The sequence below is a fragment of the Staphylococcus sp. FSL K6-0223 genome (assembly GCF_038008285.1).
In genome coordinates, this window is record NZ_JBBOYX010000002.1 from 1,243,779 (window position 1) to 1,259,044 (window position 15,266).

The 15,266-nt window shown below is 32.9% G+C and carries 19 protein-coding genes; all 19 read right to left on the reverse strand.

Annotated features, from left to right (window positions below; genetic code table 11):
• Window positions 1–151 precede the first annotated feature (151 nt).
• Window positions 152–460: a septation regulator SpoVG gene (gene spoVG / locus MHI13_RS16955; RefSeq protein WP_001832195.1), complete on the reverse strand. Its 309-nt coding sequence runs from the start codon at window positions 458–460 to the stop codon at window positions 152–154.
• Between the two features lie 68 nt (window positions 461–528).
• On the reverse strand, window positions 529–906 hold the full coding sequence (locus MHI13_RS16960; protein ID WP_002436792.1) for a RidA family protein: 378 nt from the start codon (window positions 904–906) through the stop codon (window positions 529–531).
• A 20-nt stretch (window positions 907–926) separates the two neighbouring features.
• Complete coding sequence (gene purR / locus MHI13_RS16965; protein WP_002436794.1) at window positions 927–1,751, reverse strand: pur operon repressor; 825 nt, start codon at window positions 1,749–1,751, stop codon at window positions 927–929.
• 14 nt (window positions 1,752–1,765) lie between these two features.
• Entirely contained in the window at window positions 1,766–2,614 is an 849-nt protein-coding gene (ispE, locus tag MHI13_RS16970; protein ID WP_002436768.1) for a 4-(cytidine 5'-diphospho)-2-C-methyl-D-erythritol kinase, read from the reverse strand.
• A gap of 316 nt (window positions 2,615–2,930) precedes the next feature.
• Window positions 2,931–3,194 carry a biofilm formation stimulator Veg gene (gene veg, locus MHI13_RS16975; RefSeq protein ID WP_001832193.1) on the reverse strand — a complete coding sequence of 88 codons (264 nt, stop codon included), beginning with the start codon at window positions 3,192–3,194 and terminating at the stop codon, window positions 2,931–2,933.
• Between the two features lie 99 nt (window positions 3,195–3,293).
• Window positions 3,294–4,184: a 16S rRNA (adenine(1518)-N(6)/adenine(1519)-N(6))-dimethyltransferase RsmA gene (gene rsmA, locus MHI13_RS16980; RefSeq protein ID WP_002436766.1), complete on the reverse strand. Its 891-nt coding sequence runs from the start codon at window positions 4,182–4,184 to the stop codon at window positions 3,294–3,296.
• Window positions 4,185–4,736 (reverse strand): ribonuclease M5, encoded by a 552-nt coding sequence (gene rnmV, locus MHI13_RS16985; protein ID WP_002436804.1) that lies wholly within the window; start codon window positions 4,734–4,736, stop codon window positions 4,185–4,187.
• A gap of 202 nt (window positions 4,737–4,938) precedes the next feature.
• The gene (locus tag MHI13_RS16990) at window positions 4,939–5,709 is read right to left on the reverse strand and encodes a TatD family hydrolase (RefSeq protein ID WP_002469840.1); all 771 of its coding nucleotides are present in this window, start codon (window positions 5,707–5,709) and stop codon (window positions 4,939–4,941) included.
• A gap of 27 nt (window positions 5,710–5,736) precedes the next feature.
• Window positions 5,737–7,707: a methionine--tRNA ligase gene (gene metG, locus MHI13_RS16995; RefSeq protein ID WP_002436807.1), complete on the reverse strand. Its 1,971-nt coding sequence runs from the start codon at window positions 7,705–7,707 to the stop codon at window positions 5,737–5,739.
• Window positions 7,708–7,921: 214 nt separating this feature from the next.
• Window positions 7,922–8,761 (reverse strand): 16S rRNA (cytidine(1402)-2'-O)-methyltransferase, encoded by an 840-nt coding sequence (gene rsmI, locus MHI13_RS17000; RefSeq protein WP_002436825.1) that lies wholly within the window; start codon window positions 8,759–8,761, stop codon window positions 7,922–7,924.
• 1 nt (window position 8,762) lies between these two features.
• Window positions 8,763–9,011: a GIY-YIG nuclease family protein gene (locus tag MHI13_RS17005; RefSeq protein WP_002436834.1), complete on the reverse strand. Its 249-nt coding sequence runs from the start codon at window positions 9,009–9,011 to the stop codon at window positions 8,763–8,765.
• Complete coding sequence (locus MHI13_RS17010) at window positions 9,004–9,729, reverse strand: tRNA1(Val) (adenine(37)-N6)-methyltransferase (RefSeq protein WP_064210763.1); 726 nt, start codon at window positions 9,727–9,729, stop codon at window positions 9,004–9,006. The genes MHI13_RS17005 and MHI13_RS17010 overlap by 8 nt, the downstream gene beginning before the upstream one ends.
• 96 nt (window positions 9,730–9,825) lie before the next feature.
• Window positions 9,826–10,173: a DNA replication initiation control protein YabA gene (yabA, locus tag MHI13_RS17015; RefSeq protein WP_002436812.1), complete on the reverse strand. Its 348-nt coding sequence runs from the start codon at window positions 10,171–10,173 to the stop codon at window positions 9,826–9,828.
• Between the two features lie 16 nt (window positions 10,174–10,189).
• Window positions 10,190–10,993, reverse strand: coding sequence for a PSP1 domain-containing protein (locus MHI13_RS17020; RefSeq protein WP_002436842.1), 804 nt, complete (start codon window positions 10,991–10,993; stop codon window positions 10,190–10,192).
• Between the two features lies 1 nt (window position 10,994).
• Window positions 10,995–11,921: a DNA polymerase III subunit gene (locus MHI13_RS17025; RefSeq protein WP_002436832.1), complete on the reverse strand. Its 927-nt coding sequence runs from the start codon at window positions 11,919–11,921 to the stop codon at window positions 10,995–10,997.
• Window positions 11,922–12,248: 327 nt separating this feature from the next.
• Window positions 12,249–12,578 carry a cyclic-di-AMP receptor gene (locus MHI13_RS17030; protein WP_002452447.1) on the reverse strand — a complete coding sequence of 110 codons (330 nt, stop codon included), beginning with the start codon at window positions 12,576–12,578 and terminating at the stop codon, window positions 12,249–12,251.
• Window positions 12,579–12,605: 27 nt separating this feature from the next.
• Entirely contained in the window at window positions 12,606–13,223 is a 618-nt protein-coding gene (gene tmk / locus MHI13_RS17035; protein ID WP_002436838.1) for a dTMP kinase, read from the reverse strand.
• A gap of 1 nt (window position 13,224) precedes the next feature.
• The gene (locus tag MHI13_RS17040; protein ID WP_037579248.1) at window positions 13,225–14,559 is read right to left on the reverse strand and encodes an aminotransferase class I/II-fold pyridoxal phosphate-dependent enzyme; all 1,335 of its coding nucleotides are present in this window, start codon (window positions 14,557–14,559) and stop codon (window positions 13,225–13,227) included.
• Window positions 14,560–14,596: 37 nt separating this feature from the next.
• Window positions 14,597–15,124 (reverse strand): GNAT family N-acetyltransferase, encoded by a 528-nt coding sequence (locus MHI13_RS17045; protein WP_002436836.1) that lies wholly within the window; start codon window positions 15,122–15,124, stop codon window positions 14,597–14,599.
• Window positions 15,125–15,266: the final 142 nt, after the last annotated feature.

Sequence of the window (15,266 nt, forward strand, 5' to 3'; positions counted from 1 at the left end):
AAAAGTTTTTGTTAACTAATCGTTAATTTTTTATAAACAACTTAAATTATGTAAATATCGGGGGACAATGAGTTGTTGTCATAAAAAATGGTCAACGCTCCGACATTTGAAACGTTGACCATTTTTTATACTTTAATTTTATATTTTTTAATTAAGCTTCGTCTGATTCTTCATTATCTGAAGTCGCATTTTTATCCGGAATGACTTCATCAGTTTCATCATATACTTTCATTACAGCATCTTGAATTTCTTGACGCATATCAGAGTTGATTGGATGCGCAATGTCGCGGAATTCACCATCTGGTGTACGTTTACTTGGCATAGCAACGAATAAACCTGAGTTTCCTTCAATTACACGTAAGTCATGGATTACAAATGCTTCATCAAGTGTAATGGAAACAAGAGCTTTCATTCTGCCATCAGTTTGTATTTTTCTAAGTCTTACATCTGTCACTTTCATGTAGTGAGCCCCCCTAGTATATCTTTATATTAATTAGAAGCTTGACAATATTTTTTAAAAGAAAATTATTATTCCTTAACTTTACCTATCAATTCAATTTCCACCTTCACGTCTTTAGGTAAACGTGCTACCTCAACACAGCTACGTGCAGGTTGATATTTGCCGAAATAATCTCCATAGATTTCATTAATTTTTTGGAAATTATTCATATCAGAAATAAAAATTGTTGCTTTCACAACTGAATCTAAATCAGAACCAGCTTCTTGAAGTACTACAGTTAAATTTTCTAAAACTTGCTTCGTTTGTTCTTGTACATCATCGCTAACGATATTTCCATCAAGTGTTAATGGAATTTGACCTGATGTAAAGACTAAGTCATTAACTACTGTAGCATGTGAATATGGTCCTAATGCTTCTGGTGCTTTGTTTGTGTTTACTGTTTTCATGTTGTATAAATGCTCCTTTTCTAAGAAAATTTAGACAAGCTGTTGCCTGGTTCTACTTTAAATTCCTGATTATATTCATCGACATCTGATAATCTGACTAAGGAAGTATAATCTTCAATCAATCTTTGTTTAACTTCTTTTGATTCTACAAGTACTGATACCCCTTTTACGTGAGCTTTAAACTCGTTCATTAAATTCATAACTCCATTTATAGAGCCTCCAGCTCTCATAAAATCGTCTACTACGAGGACATTGGAATTCTCAGCTAAAGTACGTTTTGATAACACCATAGTTTCTATCTTTCTTGATGATCCAGAAACATAGTTAATGGAAACAGTAGAACCTTCAGTTACCTTATTGTCTTTTCTAATAACCACTACAGGTAAATTTAATACGTTTGCTACTGCATTAGCAAGCGATATACCTTTAGTGGCAATTGTCACGACAGCATCTAGTTGCTCTTCCATATAAATACTTGCAATCAACTTACCTACTTTATTCAATAAAGTAGGGTTGCCAACTAAATCTGATAAGAATAAATAGCCTCCAGGCAACAATCGTTCTTTTTCTTGTAAATGCGTAATGACTTCGTTAACAACCTCAGTCGCTTCAGCCTTACTCATCATTGGTTTATAAGTCACACCACCACTTGCACCAGCAGTTGTAATAACCGTACCCAACTGTTCTTTTTGAAAAGTGTTTTTAATGATTTGAACATCTTCACTTATAGAAGATTTCGCTTGTTTAAATTTTTTAACGAAAAAAGTGAGGGGTATTAATTTATTCGGATGATTCATAAGGTATTGAGTCATAAACACAATACGTTCGCTTCTTTTATATCTCATTTTTTCAAACCCTTCTATCCTAATAATCTTACTAAATATACTTCGTTGCAACATCCGTTAACTGAATTATAAATGTTTTTAGCTTGTCGCTCTTTTTGAGCTAAACCATATACCGTTGGACCACTCCCGCTCATTAATGCACCATCAGCACCGCATTGTAACATGTTATCTTTCAGCTTTTTTATTTCTGGATGCATTGATATCGAAATAGGCTCTAAACGGTTAGATAAGCTCTCACATAATTGATAGTAATTGTTTGTTTTTAAAGCCTGTTTGCACATATCGTTATTTACAACATGCTTTTCGTTTAAATTTAATGCTTTAAACACATCTGGAGATGATATTCCTAAATCTGGTTTAGCCAAAACTACCCATGCAGAAGGTGGTTTATCTAAAAATGTCACACATTCACCTCGACCAGTACATACTGCAGTCTTATTATAAATACAAAACGGGATATCCGTCCCAATTTGGATACCTAGTGCCGATAATTCATCTAATGATTTACCTAACTCAAACAAACGATTCATACCTCTCATCGTTGCTGCCGCATCCGCAGAACCACCAGCTAATCCAGCCGAAACTGGTATATCTTTATCAATGGTAATTGTAACGCCCTCTTTAATATTATACGTATCAACCATCAATTGCGCCGCTCTGTAAGCAAGGTTCTTGTGATCATTAGGCACATAATTATGTTCAATATCTACAACAATCTTTTTATCTTTGCGTTTTTGAAAAGATAATCGATCGTTTAAATCAATCGTAGTCATAATCATTTCTATTTCATGATAACCATCATCTCTTTTGAAAAGGGTATCGAGCGTAAAATTTATTTTGGCAGGTGCCGTTTCATATATCATTTTTCCGCCCTCTCTTCGAATTGTTAATAAGATGATTTTAACATAAAGGTCTTAAATATTTGATAGATTACCTTCAATTTTTCGTAAAATCTTAATGAAATACATTTTAAAAAGTAATAATATACGTTTTTTGATTTTTTAAAATATAAATTTTTATATGAGCCGTATTTGAAAAGTCCTAAGTAACTATGACTCAAACTTTACGAGGACCTTATACCAAAAAAGAGTATTGAACTTTTCGCCCAATACTCACCTTAATAAATATAATATAAAACTGTGAAGTTTAGAGTAATCAATCACTCTTATGTGTTTATAATTAGTGTGCAACTGCTTCTTGATGATTATCTTCTTCAAATGAAACTTGTACGTTCTCTGTAAGCACATCAGTGTATGTATAAGATACGCGTTCAAAGTTGTGTTTATCTTGATCTAACTCGACAATGAATACTGAAGGATATGTTTCTTTTAAAACACCTGAGCGTTCAATTGTCTTTTTGCGTCCACCATTGGCTTTAAGTACAATACGATTTCCTAAATGACAATCAATAGAATTTTTGATGTCCAAAATTGATTTTGGCATATTGCCCCACCTCGCTACAAGTTACATAATACCATATTTAGAGCGTTTTCGTCAAATAAAATTTAAATTTTATCAAGGTAAATGACCTTTGTCAACATATTAATTTTCTAATTCTGGGAATTTTTTCTTTTCCTCATATAAATTAGCAAAATCTTGTATTGTAAGCGTTTCACCACGTCGTTTTGGATCAATTTCTGCACTTTCCAACCAATTTAATATTGACGCTTTATGCTTTTTACCATCTTTAAAAAAGTTTTGGTAGTTATTATTAATTGTTTTACGTCGTTGTGCGAATGCAGCTTTAGCTAATTTAAAAAACGCTTCTTCATTATCAACTTGTACTAAAGGTTCTTCACGTTGCATCAGTTTTACTACAATAGAATCAACATTTGGAGGTGGCATAAACACCGATTTAGGCACTGTCAGAACTTTACTTGTCTCTGTATAATATTGAGCAACTATTGAAAGTGAACCATATGCTTTAGTACCAACAGTTGCATTAAGACGTTCACCAACTTCTTTTTGCATCATTACCACATAACCATCTATAGGTATATCTTGTTGCATTAAATTTAATAATATAGGCGTAGTAATATAATAAGGTAAATTTGCCACAACCATAATTTTTTCACAATCACTTAGGTGTGTATGAACTGCTTTACTAATATTTGCTTTTAATATATCTTCATTAATAATTGTCACATTATCATATGGAGCAAGAGTATCCTCAAGAACTGGAATTAATCTTTGGTCTATTTCAAAAGACATCACTTTTTTAGCATTTTTAGCAAGTTGTTCAGTCAATGAGCCCATACCAGGACCAACTTCAATTACCCCCGTAGTATCATCTATTTGACTCGCATCAATAATTTTATTAATTATATTTACATCAACTAAGAAGTTTTGGCCCAAACTTTTTTTAAAGTTAAATCCGTATTGGTCTAATAAAGCTCGCGTACGAGATGGTGTAGCTATATCTTTATGTTCCATTTATTTCTCCCTTCTTTCATCATCAAGTAATGCCTCTCTTACATCTTGTTCTGTATAACCAAATGCGTTAAGTTTTTTTAGCAATTGTTTGCCATTTGAGTGACCAATATGTAGTTTTTGTCCTAATATTTCTCTACGACGTCTTGCATCCTTACCAATAATAAGCCCTAAATCAATGAGTACACTCTTATCAATAGTTTCTTCTGCTTCTTCTAATGGAGAGCTCACATACATTAAAGCCTCACGAATATCTTTAACATTCGCATGCTCAATGCCAATTTTACCTCTTTTGTTTTTAGCTTTTTCTCTATCTAAGTAAGCATGTTTCACACCTGGTACATAATCACGTATTGTATGCCGAATTTTATCACCTGGGAAATCAGGGTCAGTCAGTACAATAACACCTCTAGTTTCTTGAGCATGACGTATAACATTTAGTGTATCCTGATTGATTGCACTACCATTCGTTTCAATTGTATCGCATTCTACAGCAGTTTTAACACGTTCAGTATCATCCCTACCTTCTACAACGATAAATTCATTAATCTTCATATTTATACCTTCCAAGTCTATGACATTTAACTTTATTTTATATAAATAATTCTAATTATTAAAATATGAGCTACTTGAATCTTTAATATTACTATACCGGCACTCTTAAATTTATAAAAAATGAGAAAGATGTCTCATACTTTTAAAAGTGTGATGATATTCATCCTTTCAAAGTCGGACACCTTTCCCACTATAATTATTATTAGTTCAATTTAAATAAACGTTCTGCATTTTCAGTCGTTTGTCGACAAACTTCCTCATAGGACAAATCTCGTAAATCAGCAATTTGTTGTGCAACTAAAGTCACACGTTCTGGTTCATTTCGTTTACCTCTATAAGGATGTGGAGATAAATATGGTGCATCAGTTTCACATAACAAACGATCCATAGGTACATGTTGTGCCACTTCTTTAGGCTGTTTGGCATTTTTGAAAGTAACTGGACCACCAAGAGAAACATAGAAATTCAACTTGTTTATGACAACATCCGCAATTTCAGGCGAAGCGCTAAAACTGTGCATGATGCCACCGACTTCTTCGGCATGTTCCTCCATTAAAATGTCAACACAGTCTTGAGTTGCTTCACGATTGTGAATAATTATAGGTAATTTCACACGTTTAGCTAGGGCAATTTGCTTTCTAAATACTTCTTTTTGAACATCAGCAGGAGATTTATCCCAATGATAGTCTAAGCCCATTTCTCCGATACCAATAATCTTAGGATGCTTAGACAGGCTTTCAATCCACTCTAATCGTTCGTCTGTACAATCTATAGCATCGACAGGATGCCAACCGATAATTCCATAAATAAATTCATATTTATCTATGAGTTCCATAGTGCGTTCTATAGTAGGTGTATCAAATCCTACTACGAACATTCTATCTACGCCTGCTTCTTGCGCGCGAGATATCACTTCATTTAAATCTTCATCATATTGTTCATCATTTAAATGTACATGTGTATCGATTAACATCATTATCTCTCCTATCTTTAAACAATATTATTTAATGACTGCACCGTTTGGAATTGCACTTGGTAAACTTACTAATGTCAGTACCCCATCTTTCTCTGCTGATAAAATCATACCTTCAGATTTTTGTCCCATTAATTTAGCAGGTTTTAGATTGGTAACTACAGCAACTTTTTTACCAATAATATCTTCAGGTTTATAGAATTTTGCTATTCCAGATACGATTTGACGTTGTTCGTTGTCTAAATCAATTTGAATTTTCAATAATTTATCTGATTTTTTAACATTTTCAGCATCAGTAATTGTTGCAGCTTTAATTTCAACTTTATCAAAGTCTTTAATATCAATTTGTTCTTTACTTGGCACTTCCTCTTTTTCTTCAGATTTAGGTGGTTGCATAGATTCTTTAATATAAGCTATTTCCGCTTCCGTATCTAATCTTGGGAAAATAGGTGTTGGCTTTTCAGTAACTAAGATTGGTTCAGTAAGTGCACCGTAGCTTTCAAGACTTTCTAATTGCGATAATTTAGGGTCATTCATGTTAAGTTGTTTGAAAACCTCTCTTGGTGCATGTGTTAAGAATGGTTGCAGTAAAACAGCTGCAAAACGAATGTTCTCAACTAGATGTGCCATTACATTACCAAGCATGTCACGTTGATCCTCATCTTTAGCTAATACCCATGGTTGAGTTTCATCAATATATTTATTCGTACGGCTAATAAATTTCCAAACCGTTGATAATGCTACAGAGAATTGTAAACTTTCCATATTTTCATTAAAGTTTTTAACTGTTTCAAGTGCCATCGCTTCCATATCTTCATCAAGTTCATGTTTAGGACCTTGATATGCTGGTAACTCACCTTGGAAATATTTATTAATCATTGAAATTGTACGATTAACTAAGTTACCTAGGTCATTCGCTAAATCATAATTCGTGCGTTCAACGAAAGCTTCTGGAGTGAATACTCCATCTGAACCAAACGGTAACTCACGCATTAAGTAATAACGCGTAGCATCTAGACCATAGCGGTCAATTAATACATTAGGATCAACAACATTACCTTTAGATTTACTCATTTTACCGTCTTTCATTAAAATCCAACCATGCGCGAAGACTTTCTTAGGTAGCGGTAAGTCTAAAGCCATTAATAATATCGGCCAAATAATAGAGTGGAAACGTACGATTTCCTTAGCCATTAAATGGATATCTGCAGGCCAATATTTATTGAAAAGTTCTTCATCATCTGATAAATAGCCTAAAGAAGAAATATAGTTTACAAGCGCATCAATCCAAACGTATACAACATGTTTAGGATTTGATGGTACACGAACTCCCCAGTCAAATGATGTACGAGATACAGCTAAATCTTCTAATCCAGGTTTGATAAAGTTATTAATCATTTCATTTTTTCTAGATGGAGGTTGGATGAAATCTGGATTTTCATCATAAAACTCTAATAAACGATCTGTATATTTATTAATATTAAAGAAATAACTTTCTTCTTTAACAAGTTCAACTTCATGTCCGGAATCTGGACTTTTACCCCCTACAATTTCCCCATTTTCATAAACTGGGTCAACAAGTTGTGATTCTGTATAATAAGTTTCATCAGGAACTGAATACCAACCTTCGTATTCTCCTAAATAAATATCACCTTGTTTAAGTAGGCGTTCAAACACTTTTTCAACAACTTGCTTATGACGTTCTTCAGTTGTACGAATAAAATCATCATTTGAAATTTCGAGTTTATCCCATAAACTTTTAATTCCGGCAATCATTTCATCTAAATATTCTAATTCAGTTTTACCAGCTTTTTGAGCTTTTTCTTGAATTTTTTGGCCATGTTCATCTGTACCTGTTAAATAACGAACATCATACCCTTGCATTCTTTTATAGCGCGCAATAACGTCGCCTGCGACAGTAGAGTATGCATGACCGATGTGTAAGTTCCCACTTGGATAATAAATTGGGGTAGTTATATAAAATGTATCTTTAGCCATCACTGGTCCTCCTCATTAATTACATAATAAATGATATCTAAATTTATTTTTCTTTTCAATGAAGTAGCGCACTACTATGTATCAACTTTCACATTCTCTCATCATTTGAAAATGAATTGTCATCATCTTTACTACAATACCATAAAATCGGTGTTTTATGGTGGCTTTCACGTGAATTCATCACTAATTAAATACATGTAGAACTTAATAATTTTTATTCTACATCATGATATATATTGTATACTTCTCCAGTTTTCATTCCACGATCTAGTGCTACTGATTTAATTGCTTTCTTCGGTTTTAATTGATCTCTTTCAATATAATATTCAACATGTTCTTTAATACTTAATTCCTCAAACCATGAGTGATTGACTAAAGGACGTGCGCCTTCAATTAGAATCACAAATTCACCTTTTAATGGAATGTCACCACTTTGAATCATTTCTAGCATGTGCTCAACTGGTAAAGTCATAAGTTGCTCAAATCTTTTAGTCAGTTCTCTGCCTATAGCTATTTTTCTCATATTATCAACTTTAGCTATTGCCTTGAGTGTGTCAGTAACACGATGTGGAGATTCATATAAAATCAAAGTACTACATTGATACATTCTCTCTTGCAATACATCTAATTTTTCTTTCTCTTTTCTAGGTAAAAAGCCTAAAAATGTATATGTAAAAGAAGGAAGACCACTGGCCATTAGTGCTGTTAAACCTGCATTAGGTCCAGGGATTGTTTCTACATTTATATTCTGGTTACGTGCTTCAACAACTAACTCATATCCTGGATCACTTATAAGTGGTAACCCTGCATCTGAAACTAAAGCTATATTTAAACCAGAAATGAGTTGCTCAATTAAATACTCTGTTTGTTGTTCTTTGTTATGCTCATGGTACGATTTTAAAGGTGTTTCAATCTCGTAATGGTTACATAACTTTCGTGTCACTCTAGTATCTTCACATGCAATCATATCTACATTTTTTAAAGTGTCTACCGCACGAAACGTTATATCAGCTAGATTTCCTATAGGCGTTCCTACTAAAAATAAAGTTGCCATGTTACCCCTCCTCAATCATTTTTAATTTTTTCTTTCTAGAAAATGTTTTAATTTCATACTCTCTTTTTAACGCTTCAGATTTTGTCCCATACATTTCTTGATAAACTAACTCTACCGGACGTCTTATTTTAGTATATTTAGCACCTTTACCTTCATTATGTTTTGCAACACGCGCATTCACGTCTTTCGCATAACCAGTATACAAACTGCCATCCATACATTTAACTATATAAACAAAATGTCTATCCATAATATATGCCTTTCATTTCATCACTATATGTACCATCTTGATTGTAAATATAAAAAGGTTGCTGTATATCTAGTCCTTGTTTCCCACCTTTTCGTCCCTCAACTACAATCGTTTGTGCTGATTTATTAGCTTTACTGTATACAAAAGTGAGTTTCTTAGGTTCAATTTTACCATTTCTCATTTCAGTTAAGACATCCATAAGCCTATCCGCACGATGTACGACGATAAATCGTCCACCTTCCCTAAGCAAATGCCGTGAAGCTTTAACGCAATCAGTGAAATCACACATTACCTCATGACGTGCTATTTTATGCGCTTCTTTTTGATGTTGATTCAGTTGATTCACTTTAAAATAAGGTGGGTTACATGTGACTAAAGTATATTGAGAAGGTTTGAAGGTGTCATATACATTGTTCAAATCCATCAGATACATTGTAAGTCTCTCATCTAAGCTATTGTGTACAAAACTGCGACGAGCCATTTCTACTAATTGGTCTTGAATTTCAATGGCTTCTATCTTTTGATTGCACTTTGCGGCTAATAGCAAAGGTATAACACCGTTTCCAGAACATAAGTCCATGATTCGATCGTTTTTTCTAACTTCAGTCAAATGTCCTAATAACAGTGCATCTGTTGAAAAAGAAAACACATCATCATTTTGAATAATCTCATACCCCTCTTTAATTAAACAATCTAATCTCTCATTTTCTTTAAGCATACTTTTACTCCTAAAAAAAGGATGTCATTATAGCATGATTTTCTTTTCATACATATAATACACCCTTAAATTTAATCATATCGACCTTTCAAAACATTAATCACTTAATACATTTAAGCACAATAGGCAATCTTCTCCGTGTCTGTGTTTTCCAAACAATTCGCCTTTACATATATGAAATCCTTCTCGATATAACATAGCTAAATTATCTTTACTTGGAGAAGGCGTTTTAACGTGCTTTGAATGACTTCTTTCTTCATTGTTAGATTCTGACTGCTCGTCTTTCTCCATCAATCTTTTTAAATTATCATTTTCAACTTGCAACGCCACATTCTCTTCAACAAGTTCAACAGCTAAATCTTTGAGTTCAGTCATATCGTTCGTTAATTGTCCTACATTTCGTTCAAGTCGCATTAATCTCTCGAATAATTCATTTCTATTCAAAGGTCGCTAAACCTCCTTAGTTAAACGCTTCAATTTCTTCCATTTTGTACTCTAATGGTTGTTCAAGTCCTTCTATTTTTACTTGCATTGAAATATCTAAAATATTTAAACCTATAACTTTTCCACTTCCATCAGGAGTTTGAATTAACTCACCAACATCGGGCAACTGTGCTCTTGCTTCTTCGTAATAATCATTTTCATATTTCAAACAACACATTAACCGCCCACATGCTCCTGAAATTTTAGTTGGATTCAATGATAGGTTTTGATCCTTAGCCATTTTAATAGATACAGGTTCAAAGTCACCTAAAAATGTTGAACAACAAAGCGAACGACCGCATGGCCCAATACCACCTAATAACTTCGCTTCATCTCTTACGCCAATTTGTCGTAATTCAATTCTTGTTTTTAAATTTTGTGCCAATACCTTAACTAATTTTCGAAAATCAATACGGTCATCTGCAGTAAAATTGAAAATAACCTTCGACTTATCTAGTGTGTATTCACAATTTACTAAACGCATATCCAAATTTTGTTCCTTTACCACTCTCTTACAAAGTTCTAAAGCCTGTTTTGCGTCGCGCTCATTATTATAATATTGTTCTTCATCTTCTTCATTGACTACTCGAATAATTTCCTTTAAAGGTAAAGTAACATCTTCATTAGCGACATCTTTCGGCGGGAATTTTACAATACCTATTTCAATGCCTCGTTTAGACTCAACGACCACCCAATCGCCAACGTTCACATTTAGTTGGTTAGGCGCATAATATTCCAATTTCCCTGCTTTTTGAAACTGAACACCTACAACATTTGGCATCTCATCTCACACCTCTTATTACTATTTGTTCAAATACGAGTGTTGGATTAACGTTTTGATTTAATTTCTTATGAGCTTCAGTCAGTTGGTCATACATCAGAGTCATTTGATTAAACGTTAAACTTTCCGCGTATTTTTTCATTTCCACACTCAAATCACTATATATAAAATGATTATCTATATTTACTTTTGCATGCATCATGTCTTCAAAAAAACCATTTACTGCTGCTAATGTTAACAATTGTAATTTGCGATTCTTAGCCTGTTTAAGCAAATCAATAATACCAATCATCGCCATTGGTTTATTAGATAAAATAAGTTCACACCAACGGATCACTGACTTTCTTAAAGCAGTTAAATCATATTCTTCATTCAATGCTATTGCTGTCTCAACTTGAGTTGTGTATGTACTTATCATTTCAGCAACAGGTTTAGTTAGTGATGCTTCAACCAATCGCTCAATAAACTGTTTTCTATCAATTGGCTTAAAATAAACATGTTGACACCTAGAATGTATCGTATCCAAGATTTGTTCTGGTTTAGTCGATAATAAAATCGCGATTGTATTCTCTGGTGGTTCTTCTAAAAATTTTAGTATACTATTTTCACCTTGAACAGTTAATTTTTCAAAATCTTCGATAATATACACTTTATAGCGTCCTTCAATCGGCAATTGATTCATATAGTGTACGAGTCTTTCTATTTGTTCTTTCTTAATCGTGTTCTCATCAGAAGAAACATACATAAAATCAGGATGATTAAATGTATCAACTTTCAGTTCGCACTGGCTATCCTCTGCACACAAAATCAACTTAGCAAAGTTAATAGCTACATGTTTCATAGTTTGAGCATCGTCACCCTCAAATAAATAAGCGTGTGATAACTTATTCGAATGATATGCATGAGCTAACTGTTGTTGTTCATCCATGATTGACGACTCCTTCTTAATTTCTTATATAAAAAAAGACTACTCAAAAATTAGCTTGAGATTGTAGACATCTTACTTCAATCAAATTTAACAATGCGAACAGTAATCCTTTACATTAATTCATATAATAACGAATTTCAATGCTATAACTCAAAGGATAAACCATGTTTTGAATGAATATGACCTCAATCCTAAGCTACATTTCAAAGCAGCCCAACATTGTAATTAAAATAATTACTATTTCATAACTGAATTGATTCCAGTATAGTCGCTATTAATCAGCTCTTCATACTACATACACTTGATTTAACGACCATTTATTTCTATTTAAAATTGGTGAAAGGCCTCGATTGGCATAACAAATACTGTTGCTCCACCTACTTCAACTTCAACTGGATATGGAATATATGAATCAGCACTACCACCCATTGGAGTAATTGGAGAAACAAGTTGTTCTCTATTACCACAAGTGTTATCAATAACCGTTAATAGTTCTTCAACACGTTCATCATTAACACCACATAAGAATGTAGTATTACCGGCTCTTAAAAATCCGCCTGTAGTAGCCAATTTAGTTGCTCTAAAATTATTTTTTACGAGTTGGTCTGAAAGTTCTTGACTATCTTGATCTTGGACGATCGCTATAATCATCTTCATTTTATAACACCTCTTATTAATATTATATCACATATTTTTTAAATATTTGATGATAGATTGGTAAGCTTCCTCAACAACATTTTCCAAATCCTGATCCGCATTTACTTTAACAAAACGTTCAGGATCGCTATCGATAACTCTCTGATAACCTTCAATCACTTTCTCATGAAACGCCTTATCTTCCTGATCTAAACGGTTTTGATTACGTTGATTTTTAAGGATACGTTGATGTCCTACTTCAGCACTTACATCTAAATAAATAGTTAAGTCAGGATACAATCCATTTATTGCAAATTCATTTAAAGTTTTCACTTCTTCAATACCTATACCCCTTGCATATCCTTGATAAGCTAAAGAACTATCAATATATCTATCACATAGTACAATTTTATCTTTTTTTAATGCCGGGATAACTTTCTCAACAAGGTGCTCACGTCTTGAGGCTGCAAACAACATCGCCTCAGTACGAATATCCATGTTATTTCCCTCTAATACAACTCTACGTATTTCTTCCCCTGTAGGAACTCCACCAGGTTCACGAGTTGTAATAACATCCATATCTGTAGCTAATTTTTGACTTACTTTCGATATTACAGAGGTTTTTCCTGCTCCTTCAGGCCCTTCAAACGTTATAAAAGCTGACATTTTATTCATCCTTAACTAAAATATTTTGATCTTTCAAACCTTCAACTCTTATTCCGAGGTTTGAATAATGTTGTAATAATTTTATCATATGTGTCGTGATAACTTCTCCTCTAAACATTACTGGTATTCCAGGAGGATATGGCACAATATGCTGTGCTAAAACTTCACCTTCCGCTTGATGAATTGCTATCTCTTTTACTTTTGGAAAATGAACTGCCCTATACTCACTCGATGCTAGCATCAAATTCAATTTTTTAGGAGCATGTTCAGCTCGTTCAGGAATCTCCATTTCATTTATTGTTTTAATTAATAATTCAAACGGAAATACGTCATTTTCATGCCAAAGTGGTAATACTAGCAAAATTTGATGCTCATCAACTAATTCAACAAAAATATTATGATCTTCGAACCAACGTTGTATATCATACCCTTCAAAACCATCATAACTAACGACTAATTTAACAGCATCGTCGGGTTCACCAATGTTGAATCCTTTCTTTTTTAATACTTTTATAAAATGTTTTCTCTTTTCAAAGAATAACTCACTTTTAAATTCATTATAGAATTCTTGAGCATATTCCAAACTAGACATAACTAAATATGAGGGACTTGAAGTTTGAAAATAAGATAAATACTCTATTACTTGTGAACGTAAAGGCGCATCTTTATGTATAAATAAAACTGAGCCCATGGTTAAAGCTGGTAACGTTTTATGATAAGACTGAACCACATAATCCGCACCATAATTCATAGACGAAGTTGGAAAACCTTCGAGATCGAAATGTGCGCCATGCGCTTCATCTACTAATACTGGAATGCCATTATCATGTAATTTATTAGTGAAATTTCCAATATTAAATGTTTCCCCGTAATAATTTGGATATGTACAAATACCTAGCTTATAATCCTCAATCACATCTTCTAGCATTGGTTCTACATATTGACATGTTAGGTTACTTTGATGCATAGCTGTAAAAGTAGCTTGTGCTTTTGCTAAGTCTAAACCATGGAAAACTGATTTATGAACATTTCTACTAATAAGATATCGTCCCTTTTCCTCTGAAAATGCCTGTATCACAGAGAGTATCCCTGAAGTAGTCCCATTAATAAGCAAAAATGCATCATAATCATCGTGTTTTTTAAAATGAGACATACTTTCTAAAATGATATCTTCTGGTTGATGCATATCATCAAGTCCCGTAATTTCTGTCATATCCATATTAATTTTTAGTTGATTTAAATTTCCTATAGTCATGTTCTTATGTCCTGGAACATGCATTGAAATAACTTTATTATCAATTAACTCTTCAAGTTTATTTGTTATAGGTTTTTCCATCTTATCCACTCTTTTCTATTCTCCCAATGCAACACTTCTACCTAATATGAGATAAATCATCGTCATGTTGATTAACCCAATTTCTCTTTAATAATCCCATCACATAACAATCTCTATACTCTCCACGTGTATAGAAATGTTCCTTTAATGTACCTTCAATCTCGAAATTATTACTTTTATAAATGTGAACAGCTTTTTCATTTTTAATGTCTACATATAAATATACTTTATTCATATTTAATACTAAAAATGCATAATCAATTGCCATTTTGAAAGCTTTTTTAGCATAACCACGATTCGCAAATTGAGGATCTATAATAATTAAAACTTCACAAGTACGATGTATAAAATTGATTTCTAATAACTCTACTACACCGATAGATACCTCATCTTCTTCAATGATAAATCGTCGCTCAGATTCATCTAAAATATGCTTTTTATAAAGATTCTCCAATTCACTAAGTGATTGATAAGGTTCTTCAAACCAATATGACATAATTGAATATTCATTATTTAAATGATGTACGAAAGGTAAATCCGTTTCCTCTAAAGCTCTTATAATCATACTAATGCTCCTCAAAAATTTACTCATTTACTAATAGTGTATTAAAAAAGCATAAATTTCTCTAATACTTCACTAATACTAGAAAAATTTATGCTCGTTCTTTCTTTGAAATGATTGGTCTTTACTCTTTTAAATCTCTTTA